This is a genomic window from Inquilinus sp. YAF38 (assembly GCF_052113205.1).
In the GTDB taxonomy this organism is placed as follows: domain Bacteria; phylum Pseudomonadota; class Alphaproteobacteria; order DSM-16000; family Inquilinaceae; genus Inquilinus.
Window position 1 is genome coordinate 14,390 of the sequence record NZ_JBFRCU010000082.1, and the last position, 19,822, is coordinate 34,211.

General features: G+C 69.1%; 27 protein-coding genes and 1 tRNA gene. 7 read left to right on the forward strand and 21 right to left on the reverse strand.

Features of this window, described 5'->3' with window-relative positions:
* Positions 1-29: 29 nt before the first annotated feature.
* From AB4Z01_RS27930 to AB4Z01_RS27940, 3 genes are all read right to left on the reverse strand, one after another.
* Positions 30-374 (reverse strand): MmcQ/YjbR family DNA-binding protein, encoded by a 345-nt coding sequence (locus AB4Z01_RS27930; RefSeq protein WP_441699249.1) that lies wholly within the window; start codon positions 372-374, stop codon positions 30-32.
* Complete coding sequence (locus AB4Z01_RS27935) at positions 375-1,103, reverse strand: type 1 glutamine amidotransferase (protein WP_441699251.1); 729 nt, start codon at positions 1,101-1,103, stop codon at positions 375-377.
* Positions 1,104-1,205: 102 nt separating this feature from the next.
* On the reverse strand, positions 1,206-2,558 hold the full coding sequence (locus AB4Z01_RS27940; RefSeq protein ID WP_441699252.1) for an NAD(P)/FAD-dependent oxidoreductase: 1,353 nt from the start codon (positions 2,556-2,558) through the stop codon (positions 1,206-1,208).
* A gap of 101 nt (positions 2,559-2,659) precedes the next feature.
* On the opposite strand from AB4Z01_RS27940, the gene AB4Z01_RS27945 reads away from it, so the two are divergent.
* Positions 2,660-4,180: a bifunctional metallophosphatase/5'-nucleotidase gene (locus AB4Z01_RS27945; RefSeq protein WP_441699253.1), complete on the forward strand. Its 1,521-nt coding sequence runs from the start codon at positions 2,660-2,662 to the stop codon at positions 4,178-4,180.
* Positions 4,177-5,148 carry a patatin-like phospholipase family protein gene (locus AB4Z01_RS27950; RefSeq protein ID WP_441699254.1) on the forward strand — a complete coding sequence of 324 codons (972 nt, stop codon included), beginning with the start codon at positions 4,177-4,179 and terminating at the stop codon, positions 5,146-5,148. Before AB4Z01_RS27945 ends, AB4Z01_RS27950 begins: the two co-directional genes overlap by 4 nt.
* Here AB4Z01_RS27950 and AB4Z01_RS27955 read toward each other — a convergent pair.
* Positions 5,106-5,903, reverse strand: a complete 798-nt coding sequence (locus AB4Z01_RS27955; RefSeq protein WP_441699256.1) for an AraC family transcriptional regulator — start codon at positions 5,901-5,903, stop codon at positions 5,106-5,108. The two genes, AB4Z01_RS27950 and AB4Z01_RS27955, sit on opposite strands and share 43 nt — an antisense overlap.
* Positions 5,904-6,038: 135 nt before the next feature.
* Here AB4Z01_RS27955 and AB4Z01_RS27960 point away from each other — a divergent pair, with 135 nt between their 5' ends.
* Together AB4Z01_RS27960 and AB4Z01_RS27965 are read left to right on the forward strand one after the other, a co-directional pair.
* On the forward strand, positions 6,039-7,265 hold the full coding sequence (locus AB4Z01_RS27960) for an MFS transporter (protein ID WP_441699258.1): 1,227 nt from the start codon (positions 6,039-6,041) through the stop codon (positions 7,263-7,265).
* A 120-nt stretch (positions 7,266-7,385) separates the two neighbouring features.
* On the forward strand, positions 7,386-7,664 hold the full coding sequence (locus tag AB4Z01_RS27965; protein ID WP_441699259.1) for a hypothetical protein: 279 nt from the start codon (positions 7,386-7,388) through the stop codon (positions 7,662-7,664).
* Positions 7,665-7,707: 43 nt separating this feature from the next.
* On the opposite strand, the gene AB4Z01_RS27970 is transcribed toward AB4Z01_RS27965, so the two are convergent.
* The 14 genes from AB4Z01_RS27970 to pgm all read right to left on the reverse strand — a co-directional run bounded on the left by AB4Z01_RS27970 (position 7,708) and on the right by pgm (position 16,324).
* A tRNA-Phe gene (locus tag AB4Z01_RS27970) sits at positions 7,708-7,783 on the reverse strand.
* Positions 7,784-7,838: 55 nt separating this feature from the next.
* Positions 7,839-8,033 (reverse strand): DNA gyrase inhibitor YacG, encoded by a 195-nt coding sequence (locus AB4Z01_RS27975; RefSeq protein ID WP_429229394.1) that lies wholly within the window; start codon positions 8,031-8,033, stop codon positions 7,839-7,841.
* A gap of 48 nt (positions 8,034-8,081) precedes the next feature.
* Positions 8,082-9,164: a ribonuclease E/G gene (locus AB4Z01_RS27980; protein WP_441699260.1), complete on the reverse strand. Its 1,083-nt coding sequence runs from the start codon at positions 9,162-9,164 to the stop codon at positions 8,082-8,084.
* The gene (locus AB4Z01_RS27985; protein ID WP_441699262.1) at positions 9,161-9,751 is read right to left on the reverse strand and encodes a Maf family protein; all 591 of its coding nucleotides are present in this window, start codon (positions 9,749-9,751) and stop codon (positions 9,161-9,163) included. Before AB4Z01_RS27985 ends, AB4Z01_RS27980 begins: the two co-directional genes overlap by 4 nt.
* Before the next feature lie 5 nt (positions 9,752-9,756).
* On the reverse strand, positions 9,757-9,975 hold the full coding sequence (gene infA, locus AB4Z01_RS27990) for a translation initiation factor IF-1 (RefSeq protein ID WP_138885999.1): 219 nt from the start codon (positions 9,973-9,975) through the stop codon (positions 9,757-9,759).
* Positions 9,976-10,083: 108 nt separating this feature from the next.
* On the reverse strand, positions 10,084-10,515 hold the full coding sequence (locus AB4Z01_RS27995) for a type II toxin-antitoxin system VapC family toxin (protein ID WP_441699263.1): 432 nt from the start codon (positions 10,513-10,515) through the stop codon (positions 10,084-10,086).
* Between the two features lie 17 nt (positions 10,516-10,532).
* Positions 10,533-10,826: a type II toxin-antitoxin system Phd/YefM family antitoxin gene (locus AB4Z01_RS28000; protein WP_441699265.1), complete on the reverse strand. Its 294-nt coding sequence runs from the start codon at positions 10,824-10,826 to the stop codon at positions 10,533-10,535.
* A 66-nt stretch (positions 10,827-10,892) separates the two neighbouring features.
* On the reverse strand, positions 10,893-11,339 hold the full coding sequence (locus AB4Z01_RS28005; protein WP_441699267.1) for an arsenate-mycothiol transferase ArsC: 447 nt from the start codon (positions 11,337-11,339) through the stop codon (positions 10,893-10,895).
* Between the two features lie 3 nt (positions 11,340-11,342).
* Positions 11,343-11,834, reverse strand: coding sequence for a UPF0262 family protein (locus AB4Z01_RS28010; RefSeq protein WP_441699269.1), 492 nt, complete (start codon positions 11,832-11,834; stop codon positions 11,343-11,345).
* Positions 11,831-13,123, reverse strand: coding sequence for a histidinol dehydrogenase (gene hisD, locus AB4Z01_RS28015; protein WP_441699271.1), 1,293 nt, complete (start codon positions 13,121-13,123; stop codon positions 11,831-11,833). The genes AB4Z01_RS28010 and hisD overlap by 4 nt, the downstream gene beginning before the upstream one ends.
* A complete protein-coding gene (hisG, locus tag AB4Z01_RS28020) occupies positions 13,107-13,775 on the reverse strand; it encodes an ATP phosphoribosyltransferase (RefSeq protein WP_441699272.1) in 669 nt (222 codons plus the stop codon). Before hisG ends, hisD begins: the two co-directional genes overlap by 17 nt.
* A gap of 136 nt (positions 13,776-13,911) precedes the next feature.
* A complete protein-coding gene (locus AB4Z01_RS28025; protein ID WP_441699273.1) occupies positions 13,912-14,328 on the reverse strand; it encodes a type II toxin-antitoxin system VapC family toxin in 417 nt (138 codons plus the stop codon).
* Positions 14,325-14,579, reverse strand: coding sequence for a FitA-like ribbon-helix-helix domain-containing protein (locus AB4Z01_RS28030; RefSeq protein WP_441699274.1), 255 nt, complete (start codon positions 14,577-14,579; stop codon positions 14,325-14,327). Before AB4Z01_RS28030 ends, AB4Z01_RS28025 begins: the two co-directional genes overlap by 4 nt.
* A gap of 95 nt (positions 14,580-14,674) precedes the next feature.
* Entirely contained in the window at positions 14,675-16,324 is a 1,650-nt protein-coding gene (gene pgm, locus AB4Z01_RS28035) for a phosphoglucomutase (alpha-D-glucose-1,6-bisphosphate-dependent) (protein ID WP_441699275.1), read from the reverse strand.
* Positions 16,325-16,465: 141 nt separating this feature from the next.
* Between pgm and AB4Z01_RS28040 the strand changes: the two genes are divergently transcribed.
* The gene (locus AB4Z01_RS28040; protein ID WP_441699277.1) at positions 16,466-17,122 is read left to right on the forward strand and encodes a TetR family transcriptional regulator; all 657 of its coding nucleotides are present in this window, start codon (positions 16,466-16,468) and stop codon (positions 17,120-17,122) included.
* 16 nt (positions 17,123-17,138) lie between these two features.
* Here AB4Z01_RS28040 and AB4Z01_RS28045 read toward each other — a convergent pair whose 3' ends face one another.
* Positions 17,139-17,882: a Crp/Fnr family transcriptional regulator gene (locus AB4Z01_RS28045; RefSeq protein ID WP_441699278.1), complete on the reverse strand. Its 744-nt coding sequence runs from the start codon at positions 17,880-17,882 to the stop codon at positions 17,139-17,141.
* A 368-nt stretch (positions 17,883-18,250) separates the two neighbouring features.
* Between AB4Z01_RS28045 and AB4Z01_RS28050 the strand changes: the two genes are divergently transcribed.
* On the forward strand, positions 18,251-18,391 hold the full coding sequence (locus AB4Z01_RS28050) for a hypothetical protein (protein WP_441699279.1): 141 nt from the start codon (positions 18,251-18,253) through the stop codon (positions 18,389-18,391).
* Positions 18,392-18,427: 36 nt separating this feature from the next.
* Here the strand turns inward: AB4Z01_RS28050 and AB4Z01_RS28055 are convergent, their stop codons facing one another.
* Together AB4Z01_RS28055 and AB4Z01_RS28060 are read right to left on the reverse strand one after the other, a co-directional pair.
* A complete protein-coding gene (locus AB4Z01_RS28055) occupies positions 18,428-18,664 on the reverse strand; it encodes a hypothetical protein (RefSeq protein ID WP_441699280.1) in 237 nt (78 codons plus the stop codon).
* Between the two features lie 28 nt (positions 18,665-18,692).
* Positions 18,693-19,190 carry an RNA polymerase sigma factor gene (locus tag AB4Z01_RS28060; protein ID WP_441699282.1) on the reverse strand — a complete coding sequence of 166 codons (498 nt, stop codon included), beginning with the start codon at positions 19,188-19,190 and terminating at the stop codon, positions 18,693-18,695.
* Positions 19,191-19,587: 397 nt separating this feature from the next.
* Between AB4Z01_RS28060 and AB4Z01_RS28065 the strand changes: the two genes are divergently transcribed.
* Positions 19,588-19,822: hypothetical protein (locus tag AB4Z01_RS28065; protein WP_441699284.1), on the forward strand; the 235-nt coding region annotated here is incomplete at its 3' end.

Consider the following 19,822-nt stretch of genomic DNA (forward strand, 5'->3'; position numbering starts at 1 on the left):
CGCAGAAGGCCGGACCGGATACTTCCGGATCACCCCTTCGCCGCGTCGAATTCCTTGACCAGCCGCTTCGGCGCGACCTCGCGCCAGCGGCGCAGCAGGAAGGCTTCGACCGCGTTCGCATTGGCCTTCGGCAGGCGCGCGAGCACGATCGGCCAGTCGCGATAGTGCGGGGTGAGGTGGAACACCTCAGGCTCGGCCTCGATCAGCAGTTCGCGCTCGTCGAAGCCGACGCCGAGCATGACCAGTGTCTCGCCGTCCTCGCGCAGCCGGGTCAGCAGCTTGCCCTTCACCTTCAGCGCCGGCGTGCCATAGGAGGTCGACCGCTCGACGCCGGGCCAGGCCAGAGCGATCGCGCAGACATCGTCGAAGGTCATTCAAGCCGCCCGACGGCTCTCCGCCTGCGCCCGGACCATTTCCATCCAGCGCAGCCCGAGCTGGCGCGCAAACCGGGCCGAGGCCGGCAGGTCGGTCGCCAACTGGTCGCGATAGCTGGCGAAGAACTCCGGGAACCGGTCGCGGGTCCACTCCGAGAACATCTCGACCCAGCCCTCGACGATGTCCGCCGAGACTTCGAGGTGGAACTGCAGCCCATACAGGCCCGGCCCGGCGGTGAAGGCCTGGTTGGTGCACACGGCATTGGTCGCCAGCAGCGTCGCGCCCTGCGGCAGGTCGAAGGTGTCGTAGTGCCAGTGCATCAGCTTCGGCAGCGGCGCCAGGCCGCACAGCAGCGGGTCGGCCGCGGCCGCGTTGGTCGCCTCGATCGCAGTGAACCCGACCTCCGGCGTATGGTGGCGGCGCACCGTCCCGCCTAGCGCCCGGGCCAGCAGCTGGGCGCCGAGGCAGATGCCCAGCACCGGCTTGCCAGCATCGGCGAAAGCGCGGATCGCGGCAATCTCGGCCGGCAGATAGGGATGAGCGACATCGTCGCCCGCAAACTGAACGCCGCCCAGCACCAGCAGCCCGTCATGGCCCGAGGCGTCGGCCGGCACGGCGTCGCCATGCTCGGGGAAGCGCACATCCTCGACCCCACCCGCCTCCGCGATCGCGTCGCCGATCAGGCCCGAAGGGGTGCGGTCGTTGTTCTGCAGGGTCAGGATCTTCACGGCGTCGCTCCGCAGGTCGGCACGCGGGAAGGCTACGGGCAGGCCGGCGGCATCGCCAAATGCCGAGACTGCGGGGCGGCCATGGCGTCGGAGCCGAGGCTCTCAGAGAAGATCTTGGACCATGAACTTCAGATAGGCGGCCTTCAGCAGCCAACGCCGATGGGCACCCAGCGGGAAGCGCGTCGGTGGCGTCGCCATCAGCGCCGGGATGCCGACGCCCGGCACCGGGCCGCCGGTCATGGCATGAGCCACGGCGCGGCCGGCCCAGCCGGCGCTGGCGACGCCGTTGCCGTGATAGGCCAGGGCGTACCAGATCCCCGGATCGTCCGGCACCTGGCCCAGCATCGGTGTCAGATTGGCCGACAGGCACACCAGGCCGGACCAGAAATGCGTGGTCTCGACGCCGCGCCAAGCGGGATAGGCGATGCCGATCCGCCCCTCCAGCCAGCGCCGGTAGCGTGCCGTCGCCTCCGGGCTGCCCCAGGTGCCGCCGCGGGCACCGAGCAGCAGCCGGCCATCCTTCAGCAGCCGGAAGTAGAACAGCAGGTTGCGGGTGTCGGACAGCGGCGTTTCGGTGGTCCAGCCCTGCGCCGCGCGCTCCGCCTCGGTCAGCGGCCGGGTGACGACGATGTTGGACAGGGCCGGCAGGAAGGTCCCGGCCAGATACGGATGCAGCCCGTCCGTGGTGTAGCCGTTGGTGGCGATCAGCACCCGCTTCGCCCGCAGCGAGCCGCCCGCCGTGACCAGCCGGTGCCCGCCACCCTCGCGCTGCCAGCCGGTGACGCGGCTGCGGTCGTGGATCTTCGCCCCGCGGGCCAGGGCGGCGCGGGTCAGGCCGCGATGGTATTTCAGCGGGTGCAGGCCGAAGCCGGCGGCGTGGTGCAGCGCACCATGCGCCTCCGGCCCGGCATGGCCGCGCTCGCGCAGCTCGTCCCAGCTCCACAGCGTCGAGGTCAGCCCGGAGACCTCGCGGTCCCAGCGCGCATCCTCCTCCAGCTCGCGCACCCGGCTGGGCTTGTGGGCGACGCTGATGACGCCGTCGCCCTGGCGGTCGAGATCGATGCCCTCGTCCCGGGCCAGCGCCGCCACCAGCTCGGTCGCCTCGACCTGGGCGGCGTAGTAGCGCCGCACCTCGTCGCGGCCGACCCGCTTCAGCATCGCCGGGCCGGACAGCTTGGCGGCGCCGATGCAGTTGAAGCCGCCGTTGCGGCCGGAGGCGCCCCAGCCGATCGGCCCGGCCTCCAGCACCCGGACGTCGATCCCGAGGTCGCGGGCCAGATGCAGCGCCGCCGACAGCCCCGTGTAGCCGCCGCCGATCACGGCGACGTCGCAGGCCTCGTCGCCGGCCAGCGGCACGCAGCCCTCAGGCGCCGGCCCGGCGGTCGCCTCCCAATAGCTCTGCACGGTGCGCGAAGTGTCGGCGGTGGCCGGATGGTAGAGGCTGTCCTGGGGCATCCGATCCGCTCACTTGTCACCGCATCGCAACGCGGCGGAGGATGACACCGGGCCGCGGGCCGGTCCATTCTGGCACGACCATCCGGAGGGAGATTCGAGCCATGCAGGGCCCGTCGCGCCGTCAGGTCATGCTCGCCACCGTGTTCGCCGCAGCCCCCCTGCCCGGATGGGCGGCGGCAGCGCCGCTGCGCCTGACCTTCCTGCACGTCAACGACGTCTACGAGATCGGACCGGTCCGCGGCCAGGGCGGCTTCGGCCAACTGGCGACCCTGCTGAAGCAGGCCCGCGCCGAGAACCCGCACAGCATCACCACCTTCGGCGGCGACACGCTGTCGCCCTCGGTCATGTCGGGCCTGACCAAGGGCTCGCAGATGGTCGACCTGTTCAACGCCGTCGGCGTCGATTACGCGGTCTGGGGCAACCACGAGTTCGACTACGGGCCGGAGCTGGCGGCGCAGCGGATCGGCGAATCGAAGTTCCCCTGGCTCGGCGCCAACGTGCTCGGCAAGGACGGCAAGCCCTTCGGCGGCGGCGTCGCCACCGCCACCCGCAAGGTCGGCGACTACACCATCGGCTTCCTCGGCATCCTGACACCGGACACGGCGGTACTGTCGAGCCCCGGGCCGGACATCAGCTTCCCCGACATCATCACCACGGCGAAGCAGGCGGTCGAGGCGCTGAAGGCCGAGGGCGCCAACATCCTGGTGGCGCTGACCCATCTCGGCATCGCCCAGGACCGGCAGCTGGCGCAGTCGGTCAAGGGGCTGCACCTGGTGCTGGGCGGGCACGACCACGACCCGATCATGTTCTACGAGAACAACGTCCTGATCTTCAAAGCCGGCTACGATTCGCACTATCTCGGCGTGGTCGAGCTGGAGATCTCGACCCGCGAGACCAAGGACGGGCCGGTGATCGCGGTGCTGCCGAGCTGGGAGGTGCGCCCGACCGCGGGTGTCGAGCCGGACCCGGAGATCCAGGCCAAGGTCGACGCCTTCAGCAAGGCGCTGGACGACGCGCTGGGCATCGTCATCGGCATCACCTCGGTCGAGTTGGACAGCCAGCGCGGCGCCGTGCGCACGGAGGAGACGACGATGGGCAACCTGATCGCCGACGGGGTGCGCTGGGGCACCACCGGCGCGCAGATCGCCATCATCAATGGCGGCGGCGTCCGCGGCGACCGGCTGATCGCCGCCGGCACCCAGCTGACCCGCAAGGACATCCTGACCGAGCTGCCCTTCGGCAATGTCGCGGTGCTGCTGGAGCTGACCGGCGCCGAGATCCGCGCGGCGCTGGAGAACGGCGTGTCCCAGGTCGAGGCCGTCGCCGGACGCTTCCCGCAGGTCTCCGGCCTCGCCTTCGTCTGGGGCCCGGCCAAGCCGCCCGGCAGCCGGGTGATCTCGGTCACGGTCGACGGCAAGCCGCTGGACGACGCTGCGGTCTACCGCGTCGCCACCAACGACTACATGGCCGGCGGCGGCGACGGTTATGCCGCCTTCACCAAGGGCAAGGTGCTGGTCGACGCCTCGGCCGCGCGGCTGATGGCGACGGTGGTGATGGACTATGTCACCGCGATGAAGACAGTGTCGCCGAAGGTCGACGGCCGCATCCGGCGGACCTCATGATCATGGATTCCGGCGGCACGGCCCCGCCGGTCCTGGGGCTGGCGCTCGGCGGCGGCATCGCCCGCGGCTGGGCCCATATCGGCGTGCTGCGGGCGCTCGACGCCGCCGGCATCAAGCCGCAGGTGGTGTGCGGCACCTCGGTCGGCGCCCTGGCCGGGGCCGCCCATCTTTCCGGCCGGCTCGACATGCTCGAAGCCTGGGCCCGCGGGCTCGACCGGAAGCGGATGGTCTCCTATCTCGATTTCGGCCTCGGCCTGCCCGCCCTGATCAGCGGCCGCAAGCTCGGGCGGCTGCTGGACCAGAGCTTCGGCGACCTCAGGATCGAGGATCTCGGCGTCCCCTTCGGCGCCGTCTGCGTCGACCTGTTCACCGGCCACGAGGTCTGCCTGCGCGAGGGCCGGGTGTCCGAGGTGCTCCAGGCCTCCTACGCCCTGCCCGGCGTGTTCCCGCCGCGGCATATCGGCCGCCACATGCTGGTCGACGGCGCCCTGGTCAACCCGGTGCCGGTCTCGGTCTGCCGCGCCCTCGGCGCCGAGGTGGTGATCGCGGTCAACCTGAACGGCGACATCATGGGCCGGACCCGGGTGCCCGAGGGCGGCTATGCCCGCATCGCCGGCTTCGACATCCTCGAGCTGATGCCGGGCGGCAGCCTGCTGGGCGGCCTCAACGGCGTGGCCCGCAAGCTGTTCCGCCGCGACCCGGACATGCCGAGCCTGTTCGGGGTGATGATGGCCTCGCTCAACATCATCCTCGACCGCATGGGCCGCATCCGCCTGGCCGCGGAACCGCCGGACGTCGCGATCGACCCGAAGCTCGGCCATATCGGCAGCGCCGAGTTCGACCGGGCGGCCGAGCTGATCGACCTCGGCTACGCGGCGGCGGAGGCGGCGATCCCCGACATCCGCGAGGCGCTGCGCGTCACCTCCTACGGGCTTGGTCCGGAGGCGCCGGCGCCCGCCGCGAAATAGCGGGTGGGCGGCGCGCCCAGCAGGCGCTTGAACATGGTGGTGAAGGCGGCGGCGCTGTCGTAGCCGAGGTCGAGGGCCACGGTCGTCACCGCTTCGCCCGCCGCCAGCCGCGGCAGGGCCGCGAACAGGCAGGCCTGCTGCCGCCAGCCGGAGAGGCTCAATCCGGTCTCCTGCCGGAACAGCCGGGTGAAGGCGCGGCGGCTCATGCCCAGCGCGCCGCACCAGTCGTCGATCGTGTCGTGCGGCGTCGGCCCCTCCAGGAACCGGCGGCAGCGCGCCGCCAGCGCCGCATGGCCCGGCAGCGGCAGGTTCAGCGGCAGCACCGGCATGCGCGCGATCTCCTGCAGGATCAGCGCCATGATCAGCCCTTCCCGACCGTCGATGTCGTATTCCAGCGGCAGGTCGACCGCCTCCAGCAGCAGGCTGCGCATCAGCGCCGACACCCCGACCACGCGGCATCCGGTCGGCAGGCCGGAATTGGTGTCGGGTTCGACATAGACGCTGCGCACATTCACCGCGCCGAGAAGTTGCACGTCATGGGTGATGCCGCCCGGGATCCACACCCCGCGCTCCGGCGGCACCACCCAGCGGCCCTGCTCGGTCCGTACCAGCAGCACGCCGTTGCTGCCATACAGCAGCTGCGACCGCCGGTGTCGGTGCGGCAGGATCACATAGTTCGCGGGATAGTCGTTGCCGATCGCGATGATCGCGCGCGGCGTGTCCTCGTAGTCGAAGGGCGTGATGTTGCGGACCATGGCCCACTCTCGAAGTTAATAGACCAAAGCACGAAAGCAGGTCGAAGCGGAAGGCGTATCCTTGGACAGCCGGCGGCACTCCCGCCACCGGATGCCTCAGTGATGGCCGCTCAGCGGCCATCGGGACGATCGGGAATGACGAGCGAAACCCTGGGCCGCAGGCCCGAAGTCGACGGAACGGTGTTCACCATCCTGGCCGCGATCAGCTTCAGCCATCTGCTGAACGACATGATGCAGTCGCTGCTGCCGGCGCTTTACCCGATGCTCGCCTCGGATTTCGGCCTCGATTTCGGCCAGGTTGGGCTCATCACTTTGGTGTTCAACCTCACCGCCTCGATCCTGCAGCCGGCGATCGGCCTCTACACCGACCGCAGGCCGCAGCCCTATTCGCTGCCGCTCGGCATGGGCTTCACCCTGGTCGGCCTGATCGTGCTGTCGGTCGCCACGAGCTTTCCGCTGCTGCTGCTGGGCGCGGCGCTGGTCGGCATGGGCTCCGCCGTCTTCCATCCGGAATCCTCGCGCATCGCCCGGCTGGCCTCGGGCGGGCGGCACGGGCTGGCGCAGTCGGTGTTCCAGGTCGGCGGCAATATCGGCTCGGCGATCGGGCCGCTGCTCGCCGCCTTCATCGTGCTGCCGCGCGGCCAAGCCAGCATCGGCTGGTTCTCCGCCGCCGCCCTGCTCGCCATCCTGGTGCTGACCGGCGTCGGCAGCTGGTACCAGCGGCACCGGCGCAGCATGGCGGCCAGGCCGCGACGCCCGGTCGCGCCGATCGCCCTGTCGCGCGGCAAGGTCGGGATGTCGCTCGGCGTCCTCGGCATGCTGGTATTCTCGAAATACATCTACCTGGCCAGCCTGACGAGCTACTTCACCTTCTACCTGATCCAGACCTTCGGCGTGTCGGTGCAGCAGGCGCAGATCCACCTCTTCATCTTCCTCGGCGCCGTCGCCGTGGGCACGGTGGCGGGCGGCCCGATCGGCGACCGCTTCGGCCGGAAAGTCGTGATCTGGGGGTCGATTCTGGGCGTGCTGCCCTTCACCATGGCCATGCCCTATGTCGGACTGACCGGCACGGTGATCCTCAGCATCGTCATCGGCCTGATCCTGGCCTCGGCCTTCTCCGCCATCGTCGTCTATGCGCAGGAGCTGGTGCCGGGGAAGCCGGGCACGATCGCCGGCCTGTTCTTCGGCTTCGCCTTCGGCATGGGCGGCATCGGCGCCGCCGTGCTGGGCGAGGTCGCGGATCTGACCAGCATCGGCTTCGTCTACCGGATCTGCGCCTTCCTGCCGCTGATCGGGCTGCTGACCGTCTTCCTGCCCGACCTGGAGCGGCCACGGCGGGTGGCCACCGCTCCCGCGGAGTAAGAGGGGCAGGTTCAGCGAAGCGGACGCCGGCGGCTGTTCCGGCGTCCGCTTCGGTCTATCTTGAACCGGATGGGCCAGCGGCAGCAGCACCGGCACGCGCCGGCATGGGTGATCGCGGCGATGTGCCTCTGGCCCGCGGCGACCCTGGCGCATGACAGCTGGATCAACCGCGGCCGCTACCTCGAATACGGCACCGTCAACCATTGCTGCGGCGAGCATGACTGCTCGGCCTGGCCGCGCGCGGATATCGAGGAGAGCGCCGACGGCTACCGGATCCGCTCGACCGGCGAGTTCGTGCCGCGCTTCAAGGCCCAGAGCAGCGAGGACGGCGAATACTGGATCTGCCGCAAATCGACCCACGCGATCCGCTGCTTCTTCGCGCCCTCGCCGGGGGCATAGCCGCCCGGCCGCGTTCGCCATGGCCTTGATACAGAAGAGAGAATGGTGCCCAGGGACGGAGTCGAACCGCCGACACGGGGATTTTCAATCCCCTGCTCTACCAACTGAGCTACCTGGGCGCCGTTGGCTCCGCAGTGCGGAGGCCGTGCTTATAGGAAACCGGACGCCGGCTGTCTAGCGCTGATCTTCATCCGGCTGCAATGTTTCTTCGGCCTCGTCCTCGGGCTTCACCGGAACCGTGTAAGCCTCGGAAAACCAATGGCCGAGATCGATGTCGGCGCAGCGGCGCGAGCAGAACGGACGGTATTGCTGCACCGTCGGCTTGCGGCAGATCGGGCAGCGCCCCTTGGTCTCTGTGATCGTGGTCATGGCTCTCAGAATCGGGTCTTTGGCACGCAGCTTCAAGTCTGTCGGCGATCAGCCATGGACGACATCGGCCAACGCCTGGCCGCGCCGCTCCCGCGCCAGCTCGGCCAGGCCCAGCGGCGACAGGGATTCGCTGAGCTGAACCCGCAGCGGATCGTCGGCCAGCGCGCCGCGGAAGGCGTTCAGCAGCGCCGCGCGGTCGCCGCCGCGGCGCAGCGAGATGAAGTCGACCACCACCGTGCCGCCGATGTTGCGCAGCCGCAGCTGGCGGGCGATCTCGATCGCCGCCTCGCGGTTGGCGCGGACATGGTCGGGCGCGCGGCCGCCATCGACGTCGATCGCGGTCAGGGCACGGGTCGCCTCGATGGTGATGCTGCCGCCAGAGGGCAGCGGCACGGTCGGGCCCAGCAGCGTGTCCAGCACGTCGCCCAGCGGTGCCGCGCCGGCGGCGATGCGGGGCGCCAGCTCGGGCACCGCCGTCATGGCCCAGCGCTGCAGCGGTGGCAGCAGGGCGGCGCCGTCGATGACGATGCGGGCAGCGTCGGGGTGATCCAGGATCAGCCGGCGGGCGGCGCCCGGCGCCGGCTCCAGCAGGGCCGGGGCGCGGGTGTCCTCGGCCCGATCGGCGATCGCCTCCCAGCGCCGCGCGAGCCGTGTCGCCTCGTCCAGCACCGCGTCGACCGCCATGCCGGCGCTGGCGGCGCGGACGATCCAGCCGCCCTCGAGCCGCTGCTGCCACTCCCGCTTCGCCGCGGGGCCGAGCCGGCTCGACACCGCCACGCTCGTCGAGAACGGCAGGTGGATCAGGCCGGCGCCGGGCACCGCCACGTCGCGCGTCGCCTCCGCCCCCTTCTCGGCCCGGGGGTCGGCGACGATCTGGACGATCACCGGCGCGCCGGCCCGCAGCGAGTCGGCGTCCGGCCCGCGCAGCGGCAGGAAGGCGCTGCGGCCGGTGCCGATGTCAAGGAAGGCGGCGGCGGAGACGCGGTCGACCTTCTCGACCCGCGCCAGCACCACCGCACCGGCCAGGCTGGGCCGGGACAGACGTTCCGCGGCGAGGTCGGTCAGGCGGCCGTCGATCACCACGCCGGCCAGCAGCACGCCGTCCGTAGAGGTGATCTCGACCGTCTTCACCAGCGGAAGCCGGCGCCGCCCAGCAGCYGCGAGGTCTCGAACAGCGGCAGGCCGACGATGTTGGAATAGGAGCCTTCGATGGCGCGGATCAGCGCCGCCGCCCGCCCCTGGATGGCATACCCGCCGGCCTTGCCGCGGCCCTCGCCCGAGGCGACATAGGCGTCGATCTCGGCCGGGGTCAGGCGCTTGAAGATCACGCTGCTCTGCACCAGGCGCTGGCGCATGGTGCCGTCCGGCGCGATCAGGCAGACGCCGCCATGGACGCGGTGGCGCCGGCCGGACAGCAGCTCCAGGCACTGCCGCAGCTCGGCGTCGGTCTCGGCCTTGGGCAGGATCCGCCGGCCGCAGCCGACCACGGTGTCGGCCGTCAGGATGAAGGCGCCGGGCACCCGGGCCCGAATCGCCTCGGCCTTGGCCTGGGCCAGGCGCTTGGCATGCGGGCCGGGCAACTCGCGTTTCAGCGGGGTTTCGTCGAGATCGGCAGGCAGGACCTGGTCCGGCACGATGCCGATCTGGCGCAATAAATCGAGACGCCTCGGCGAAGCCGAGGCGAGAACAAGCACGTCGACCGTGCCCTGACCGGGCACGGCAGTTACTTGAAGCGGAAGGTGATGCGACCCTTGCTCAGGTCGTACGGGGTCATCTCGACATTGACCCGGTCACCCGCCAACACCCGGATGCGGTTCTTGCGCATCTTGCCCGAGGTGTGCGCGAGAACTTCGTGGTCGTTGTCCAGCTTCACCCGGAACATCGCGTTCGGGAGCAGCTCGGTCACGGTGCCCGAGAACTCGATCAAATCTTCCTTGGCCATCCAAACTCGCCATGTTGAGAATCCGCCCAAGAAGTGGGCGACCGGACTTGCCGGGTCAAGAAATTTGTGCGCGCCGGGGCGGGTTTCGGCCATGTCTTCGTCGTTGAGTCAGGTCGTGGACAGCCTGTTGGTCCATGGATCGAAGACAGGAATGCCGGCATTTCGAAAATCGCCGACGTTCCGGGTGGCGACACCGAGGTCATGCGCCTTTGCCATCGCTGCAATCAGCGCATCCGGTTGGGCATAGGTGTAACCGGCCTTCTGTCCGTCATGCACCAGGCGGCGCCAGATCAGCAGGATCTCCTCGTCGATGTCGAGAATGCGATCGCCGAACCACAGTCGGACACCATCCTTCAACCATGCTTCCAGCTCAGCCTGGAAGCCTGGATCGGAAACTCGCTCGATGCCGAGCCGGATCTCGGCGACAGTCACACGACTGAGATAACAGGCTACTGGCGGCACGCTCTCGGCCCAGCCTCGGACCGCACGATTACACCGCGTCCCCTTGCGCAGCTCGGAGACCACATTGGTGTCGAGCAACCAGCCACGCGCCATGATCAGAAGGAAGGCAGGTCACGCACCGGCGCTTGTTCGCGAAGTTCTTCGAACTCCTCTAGCGCCGCGAACGGTCCGTCCCCGAACAGGGCGGCGAGACTGACGGCCGCGGTCGGCACCAGGCGGGCGTAATCGGCAGCCGAAAGGATGACGACCGCATCCTGCCCATGCACGGTGACGCGCTGTGGTCCTGCTTCCCGGGCACGGCGGACGACTTCACTGAATCGAGCCTTGGCGTCCTCGAGCTTCCAGGCCGGCAGGGCGGATGACGAGACGCGCTTGTCGCGGGCAGCCATAAGCAATCTCCTGACCAAGTTAGTCAGAATATCATATAGGCCGGGGCTGACGGCAAGAGCTCGCCGTCACGCCCGCTCCTGCGCCCGATCGCCGAAGCGCTCGCGGATGCGGGACAGCAGCAGGTCGCGGACCTGGCGGAAGGCGACCATCCGGGTCTCGCGGTTGCCCTCGACCACGGTCGGATCGAAGGTGTTCCAGAACTCCAGGTCGCAGGCGGTGGTGCGGGTCATCTCCACCGCCCGGTGCTGGGCCTCCGGCGACAGCGAGATCACCAGATCGAAATTGTCGTCCTCGAGGTCGTCGAAGCCCTTCGGCCGGTGGCGGCTGAGGTCGATGCCGATCTCCTTCAGCGCCGCCACGGCGAAGGGGTCGGGCTCGGCCTCGTCCGGCCGCACCCCGACGCTGTCGACGAAGATGCGCGACCCGGCCACATGCTTCAGGATCGCCTCGGCCATGGCCGAGCGGATCGCGTTCTGGGTGCAGGCGAAGAGGACGCTGGTCGGCCCCGCCATCGCTCACCCGCGGATCTGCAGGACGCAGAGCAGCGTGAACAGCCGCCGCGCCGTCTGGTGGTCGATCGCGATCCGGTCGGCCAGCCTTTCGCCGAGCATGACCGAGCCCTCGTCGTGCAGCCCGCGCCGGCCCATGTCGATCGCCTCGATCCGGGACGGCGGCGCCGTCTTGATCGCGGCGTAATAGGTCTCGCAGACCAGGAAATAATCCTTGATGATCCGGCGGAACGGCTGCACCGGCAGCGCCACCCGCTCGGGCTCGCCCTCCTGCCCGCTGGTGATCTCGAAGATCAGCCGGTTCTCCTCCATACGCAGGCGCAGGCGGTAGGGCCCGGCCGGGCCCTGGACCAGGCGGAAGCTGTTCTGCTCGATCAGGTCGTGGATCGCGACCCGGCGCTCATGCGCCACTTCCGGCGACCGGCGGACGGCGGCGCTCTCGTCGATCACGATCTCGACGAGGCGCCCTTCCTCCGTGTCGCCGGCATCGCCGCTCATCCGTTCAGCCGCCGGGCGATCGACAGGGCATGCGCCTCCAGCCCCTCGGCCCGGGCCAGGCGCACCGCCGCCGGCCCGATCCTGGCCAGGCCCGCGGCGTCGCAGCGCACCAGCGTGGTGCGCTTGACGAAGTCGAACACGCTGAGGCCACTGGCGAAGCGGGCGCTGCGGGCGGTCGGCAGCACATGGTTCGGCCCGGCGACATAGTCGCCCACCGCCTCCGGCGCATGGCGGCCGAGGAAGATCGCCCCGGCATGGCGCACACGGTCGGCGATGCGATCCGGATCGGCGACCGCGAGCTCGAGATGCTCCGGCGCCAGCCGGTCGATCAGCGCCGGGGCGTCATCCAGCGACCCGACCACGATCACCCCGCCCTGCTCGCGCCAGCTGGCGCCGGCGATCTCCGCCTTCGGCAGCCGCGCCAGCACCCGGTCGACCGCCACGGTCACGGCATCGGCGAAGGCGGCGTCGTCGGTGATCAGCACCGACTGGGCGTGAGTGTCGTGCTCGGCCTGAGACAGCAGGTCGACCGCGATCCATTCCGGGTCGTTGCCGGCATCGGCCACCACCAGGATCTCGGACGGGCCGGCGATCATGTCGATGCCGACGGCGCCGAAGACCTGGCGCTTGGCCTCGGCGACATAGGCGTTGCCCGGACCGGTGATCTTGTCGACCGGGCGGATGCTGGCGGTGCCGTAGGCCAGGGCCGCGACCGCCTGGGCGCCGCCGACGCGCCAGATCTCGGTCACCCCGGCCCGCTCCGCCGCGGCCAGCACCAGCGGGTTCAGCACCCCGTCCGGCGCCGGCACCGCCATGGCGATGCGCCCGACCCCCGCCACTTTGGCCGGGATCGCGTTCATCAGGACGGAGCTGGGATAGCTGGCGAGGCCGCCGGGGACATAGATCCCGACCGCGTCGATCGGGGTCCAGCGGGCGCCGAGGCCGATGCCGTCCTCGTCGACATAGGACAGGCTGGGCAGCTCGGTCCTGGCGTGGAAGGACTCGATCCGCCGGGCCGCGAGGTTCAGCGCCGCGTAGGTCTCGGCATCCACCTGCGCCTTCGCCGCGGCGATCTCGTCGGCGCCGATGCGCAGCGTCTCGGGCGTCAGCCGCACCCGGTCGAAGCGCTCGGTGAAGGCGATCAGCGCCGCGTCGCCGCGCGCCCGAATCTCGGCGATGATGGTCGCGACCACGCCGGCAACATCGGCATGGGTGCCGCGGCGGGCGGAGACGAAGGCCTCGAAATCCTCGGCGAAGCCGGGGGAGCGGGCATCAAGACGCAGCGGCATGGACGGCGTTCCGGAAACGGTCGACCCAGCCGGCGATCTCCTCCGGCCGGGTCTTGAAGGCAGCGCGGTTGACGATCAGCCGCGAGGTGACGTCGGCGATGTGCTCGATCTCACGAAGCCCGTTCGCCTTCAGCGTCGAGCCCGACGAGACCAGGTCGACGATGCGGCGGCACAGGCCCAGTGTCGGCGCCAGCTCCATCGCCCCGTTCAGCTTGATGCACTCGGCCTGCACCCCGCGGGCGGCGAAGTGGCGGCGGGTCACATGCGGATACTTGGTGGCGACGCGGACATGGCTCCAGCGCCGCGGATCGTCGGTCTCGGCCAGATCCACCGGCTCGGCCACCGCCAGGCGGCAGGCGCCGATACCGAGGTCGAGCGGGGCATAGAGCTCGGGGTAGTCGAACTCCATCAGCACGTCGTTCCCGGCGACGCCCAGCTGTGCCGCGCCGAAGGCGACGAAGGTGGCGACGTCGAAGGAGCGTACGCGGATCAGCCGGATATGCGGATGGTTGGTGGCGAAGGACAGGCCGCGGTGCCGCGGGTCGTCGAAAGCCGGCTCTGGCTCCAGCCCGGCCTGCGCCATCAGCGGGCGTAGCTCGTCCAGGATGCGGCCCTTGGGCAGGGCGATGGTCAAAGGATCGGGAACGGTCATGGCGCCGGCTTCCGCGGGAACGGCCGGCACCATAGCCGAAAGCGCAGCCGCGAGACCAGAAGAGGCCGCGACTCGCCCATGCGCGGATCGGCGGTCACATGCACGGGAGATTGCGAGGGTCGTGAGCGAACGCCGTTCAGATCATCCAAGGATCAATCACGTTCACCCCGGCCGCCTTGAAGGGGCTGGTGTCGCGGGTGGCGACCATGAAGTTGTTGGCAGTCGCAATGGCGGCGATGTAGCCGTCGGCTATGCTGATCGCCAGACCGGCCGCTCGTGCCCTGGACATCAGTTCGGCATAGGCTTGGGAGGCGGCCAGGTCGAACGACAGCACGCGACCGTGGAACAGCGGCAAGACACGCCGCTCCAGATATTCATGCAGCCCTTCCCGGCGTTTCCCGGCCGGCATCAGCGCAACGCCGAAACGCAGCTCTGCGACGGTGACGGCAGACAGAAACAGCGTCTCGACGGGCTGTGCGTCGATCCAGGCGACCACCCTGCCCTCGGCGGTCCGCATAGTCTCGGAAATGACGTTCGTATCGAGCAGGATCATTCAAAGCTCGGCGGCTCCGCCGGGGACTTGTCGCGCACCTCGTCAAAAACCGCGAAATCCTCGTCCGTAAGGCCCAGTTCCCGGCCGATCTCAGCCAACAGGGTTCCCAGCTTGGGCCGGCCCTCCGGCTTCACGGCTCTTTCCAGGATGTCGCGAATTTCCGCCTCAGTACTGCGCCCATGGGTCGCCGCCCGCACGCGCAGGGCGCGGTGCACCTCGTCGGGCACATTTCTAACGGTGATTGACGGCATGGCTTCACATCCCGCATCTGCCTGCATTGCAAGCATTATATAGAAATGCAGTCACCGTTCGCAATGTGAACCGCCAGCCGCTCCTTCTGCCCATCCTACCCCGCAGCGCTCTCGAAGGCGCGGCCGATCAGGGCCTTGGCGTCGTCCTGCACCTGCCGCAGATGGTCCTCGCTGCGGAAGCTCTCGGCGTAGATCTTGTAGACCTCCTCGGTGCCCGAGGGCCGGGCCGCGAACCAGCCGTTCGCCGTCGCCACCTTGATGCCGCCGAAGGGTTGGCCGTTGCCGGGCGCCTTGGTCAGCGTCTCGGTCACCGGGTCGCCGCCGAGCTGGGTGGCGCCGAGGCTCTCGGGCGTCAGCGTCTTGAACACCTGCTTCTGCTGGCTGCTGGCCGGCGCATCGGCGCGGGCGTACCAGGATGCGCCCAACTCCTGCGTCAGCCCGGTGTACAGCTCGCTCGGGTCGCGACCGGTGACGGCTGTGATCTCCGCCGCCAGCAAGCCGAGGATGAGGCCGTCCTTATCGGTGGTCCACACCGTGCCGTCCCGGCGCAGGAACGAGGCGCCGGCACTCTCCTCGCCGCCGAAGCCGACCGACCCGTCGCTCAGGCCCTCGACAAACCATTTGAAGCCGACCGGCACCTCCAGCAGGCGGCGGCCCAGCTTGGCGGCGACCCGGTCGATCACGCTGCTGCTGACCAGCGTCTTGCCGATGGCGCTGTCCGCCCGCCAGCCCTTGCGGTGCTGGAACAGATAGGCGATCGACGCCGCCAGGAAGTGGTTCGGATTCATCAGCCCGGCGGTGCGGGTGACGATGCCGTGGCGGTCGGCGTCGGTGTCGTTGGCGAAGGCGACCTCGAATGTCTCCCGCAAACCCAGCAGCCGGGTCATGGCGTAGGGCGACGAGCAATCCATGCGGATCTTGCCGTCCCAATCCGCCGTCATGAAGCGGAAGGTCGGGTCGACCAGGTCGCTGACCAACGTCGCGGCGATGCCATACCGGTCGATCAGCGGCTTCCAATAGCCCACCGCCGCGCCGCCCAGCGGGTCGATGCCGATCTTCACGCCCGAGGAGCGGATCGCCTCGAGATCGACCACGCTGCCCAGATCGCCGACATAGCCATCGATGAAGTTGTGGCGATGCGTGGTCGCGGCCTTCAGCGCGCGCGCCAGCGGCACCCGCTGCACCCCGTCCAAGCCCTTGCCGATCAGCTCGTTGGCGGTGCGCTCGATCCAGCCGGTCACCTCGGTGTCGGCCGGCCCGCCATTCGGCGGGTTGTACTTGAAGCCGCCATCCTCCGGCGGGTTGTGCGAGGGGGTGACGACGATGCCGTCCGCCAGCCCCGCGGTCCGGCCGCGGTTATAGGTCAGGATGGCGTGCGAGATCACCGGCGTCGGGGTGTAGCCGCCATCCCGGTCGATCATGGTCTCGACGCCGTTCGCCGCCAACACCTCCAGCGCGCTGGCCAGCGCCGGCTCGGACAGCGCGTGGCTGTCGATGCCGATGAACAGCGGCCCGTCGATCCCGGCCCGCTTGCGGTACAGGCAGATCGCCTGGGTGATGGCGAGGATGTGGTCCTCGTTGAAGCTGCCGGCGAAGGCCGTGCCGCGATGGCCCGAGGTGCCGAAGGCGACGCGCTGCGCCGGATTGGCCGGATTCGGCTTGGTCGTGAAATAGGCCGTGATCAGCCGCGGCAGGTTGACGAGGTCGGACGGATCGACGGGCTTTCCTGCGCGCGGGCTGACCATCTGCATCCATTCCCTGGGCTGGTTTCGTATCACAGGCAAATTGCGCCAGCCGGCGGCGTCTGTCGAGAAGGCGACGCCCGGTTTTCGCTTTCGTCCGCCCGCCGGGTGCGGGCAAATGGGCGAGGCAGCAGGGACGACGCCTTGGACCGGATCGAGACCATCGCGGGCAGGCCCCGGGCGCGCTGGCAGCGCGATCCGGAGGGCATGCGCCAGCGCATCCTGGACGCGGCACTGGCCGAGTTCACCCGGCACGGCTTCGGCGGCGCCCGGATCGACCGCATCGCCGCGGCCGCCGGCGCCAACAAGCGCATGCTGTACTACCATGTCGGCAACAAGGAGACGCTGTACCTGGCGGTGCTGGAGGCGACCTATGCCCGCATCCGCACCGCCGAGCGCGCGCTGAACCTGGAAAGCCTGGCGCCGGACGCCGCGATCGCCCGGCTGGTCGAGTTCACCTGGAGCTACTTCCTGGAGAACCCGGACTTCCTGACGATGCTGAACCAGGAGAACCTGTACCAGGCCCGGCACCTCAAGCAGTCGCCCAATGTCCGCCCCCTGCACTCGCCCTTCGTCGAGATGATCGGCGAGGTGCTGGCCCGCGGCGTCGCCGCCGGCGCGTTCCGGGCCGGGATCGACCCGGTGCAGCTCTACATCTCGATCGCCGGCCTGGCCTATTTCTACGTCTCGAACCGCTGGACGCTGTCCGTCATCTTCGACCGCGACCTGTCCGACCCTCAGGCCCGCGCCGACCGCCTGGCCCATATGACCGACCTTGTGCTGTCGGCGCTGCGGCCGTGAGACGACGGCGGGCAGGTCAGGTCCGCAAAGAAAGATGCGCCGCCGCGCGCTCATGGTCGTCGACCAGCGGATATGCCAGGCCGGCCAGCGCCTTCTCATCCCTGATGAAGACCCTGCGGCCGCGCTTGGTGGCCACTCCTGCCTCATGCAGCCATTTCAGGGTCCGGTTGACGTGCACCGTCGAGATCCCGAGATAGTCTCCCATCTGCATCTGCGTCATGGGCAGCTCGAAGCTCCAGGCATCCGGCTGGATCGTCCCGGACCGCACCAGGCGGGTCCGGGTCTCGTTGAGGAAGAAGGCCAGGCGCTCCTCCGAGGTGCCGCGCCCGAGGCTGACGATCCAGTTGTGAAGCCGGCGCTCCTCCTCGATCACCTGCCAGATGCACCGGGTGGCGACATCGCCGTCCTGATCGAAGGCCTGCCGCAGCTCCTGATAATGGATCTGTTCGAGCACGGCATCGGCCATGACCTGGACCGAGTCCGGATGGGAGGACACGAACATGCTCTTCACGGCGAACAGGTCGCCGGGGAGGAAGATCAGGATGTACTGGCTCCGGCCGTCCGGCAGGTTGCGAATTCGGCCCGCCCAGCCGCTTTGGAGGCGATAGACGTAGTCATGGCCCCTGCCGCCGCGGATCAAGGTCGTTCCGGCCTTCACCGGCCGGGACTGCAGGCCCGGCAGTGCCGCGATCTTCTCTTCGCCGCGGGTCAGCGCCTCCGAGACGTCGTCGCGATGCAGCGCGAATCCGGATGAATCCATGTTCTCGGTCCGACCATGTGGGCAGGACGCGCGCTCACGGACTGCGCCCTCGGACAGTCAACGGGCATGTGCGCGAACTGGATCCGTTTCCAGGGCCGTCGGCCGGACCGCGAACGGCGCACGCCGACGAATCCGGCCGCGGAACCGATGCCGGTCGGATCCCTGTTGGCGCCTCATTGGAAGCCCTGAACGGATGATGGAACAAGGCTTGGGCGATGCGGCATGCCGAACACCAGGTCAGCGGAATTCCGAAGCGCCGTTGAAATGGTCCGAACGATGCTGCAGCATGTACTCGGCGGGCAGATGACGCCGGCGGAGATGGCGGCCTGGCTGCGCTGCGCCGCGCCATGACAAACGACCAGCACCCCATGTCCGACAACGAGAAGAGCGCGATCGCCTGCGCGCTCGTGCTCATGCCGCTGGGCGAGGACATCGAGCTGGACGGGCAGGCGATCGAAGACGCCGTCGACCGCTCGCCGGAAGCCGAGGCGATTGCCAGGTTGATCTGAATCCTACAGCAGTGACGGCCGAGGCTGGTCGTCCGCTCAGTGCGCCGCGACGTGCCGGGACCGCGCCGGCCATTCGGGAGTCCTGGGCCGCAGCGTCGACAAAGCCTGCGAAATGAAGGTGTTCGCATAATCGATCGACGCTTCCGGGTGCCGGCTTCTGAACTCGGCCAGCGCCGCTTCGCAGGCTGTCCATTCATCCAGCCCGGCCCCGCGGCTCTGGCGATAGGCCTCGATCACCAGGATCTCGGTGGACGCTCGTCGACGCCGCATCATCTCGGCTCTCCTTGCCAGGATACGCTGTTCATTGCGCGAGAAGGCTCTTCAGCTGGCTGCGCGCGCGACCCAGGCGGGACCGGATGGTTCCGACCGGAACGTTGAAACGCTCCGCGGCCTCTTCGTACGGGGTCTCGTTGGCCGCCACGAGACGGATCATCTGCTGGTGGTGCCGCGACAGCTTGCGGATGCCGCGCGCGACGTCCCGGACCTCGACCGCGAGAACCTGGTCCGGCTCCGCCGCCCCGTCCCAATCCTCGATGGGCGTCGTCTCCGCGCGTGCCCGCAGGCTGGCGACGCTCGACAGAAAGATCCGGCGCATCATGACGACGAGCCAGGCCGACAGGTTCGTGCCGGGCTGCCACAGGTGGAATTTCCGATAGGCCCGCAACAGCGTTTCCTGCAGCAGATCGTCAGCATCTGTTGCGTTTCGTGTCAGGCTTCGCGCGTATCGGCGCAGCTCGCCGAGCAATGGGGCGACTTGGTCTTCGAAGGCCTGCTTCGGCAGCGAGCTGTCTTGCAGCATCGATTGCTCCATTCGCTGAATTTTCTACCGAAACAACTTGGCTCTGCCCTTGTTCCAACACAAAGTCGTCACATTGATCAATATCGGCGCCGATCCTTTTCAGAAATGCAGATCCTGCCGCACATCGCGCCTCGATCCTAACAAAGGTTAGAACGTTTTTAGTTGATCCAGAGTCCGCGGCCATGAAGATCGTTTGCATCATTTGATGCACTTGCATCCGCAACGACAATGGATCTCTCCGCCACTGCCGTCATCCGAGCGCCGGGCGGACGGCGTCGCCCTGGCACGAACGRCCTCGGACGGGTCATCGGCACTCAGCCGGCCGAACGAGCCGGCGGTCGCGGGTAAACACAATGTTCATTGCGCGGGCGGATCGTTATCGTTCATGCTATGTTCTATGAACAAGGCGCATTCCGACTCCACCCCGCAGCCAGCCGCACCAGAGCCCGACCGGGCCGATGCCGGGCAGGCCGCGCGCATGCTCGACCGGCTGGCCGAGATGGCGATGGAGCGTGCCGAGGCCATGCATGCCGCCTCCCTCGCCGCGATCAAGGCCGGCGACACCGCCGCGGTCAAGGATCTGGAGCTCTCGCTCGACCGCGTCGGCCGCGGCGTCCGCCACGCCCTGGCGC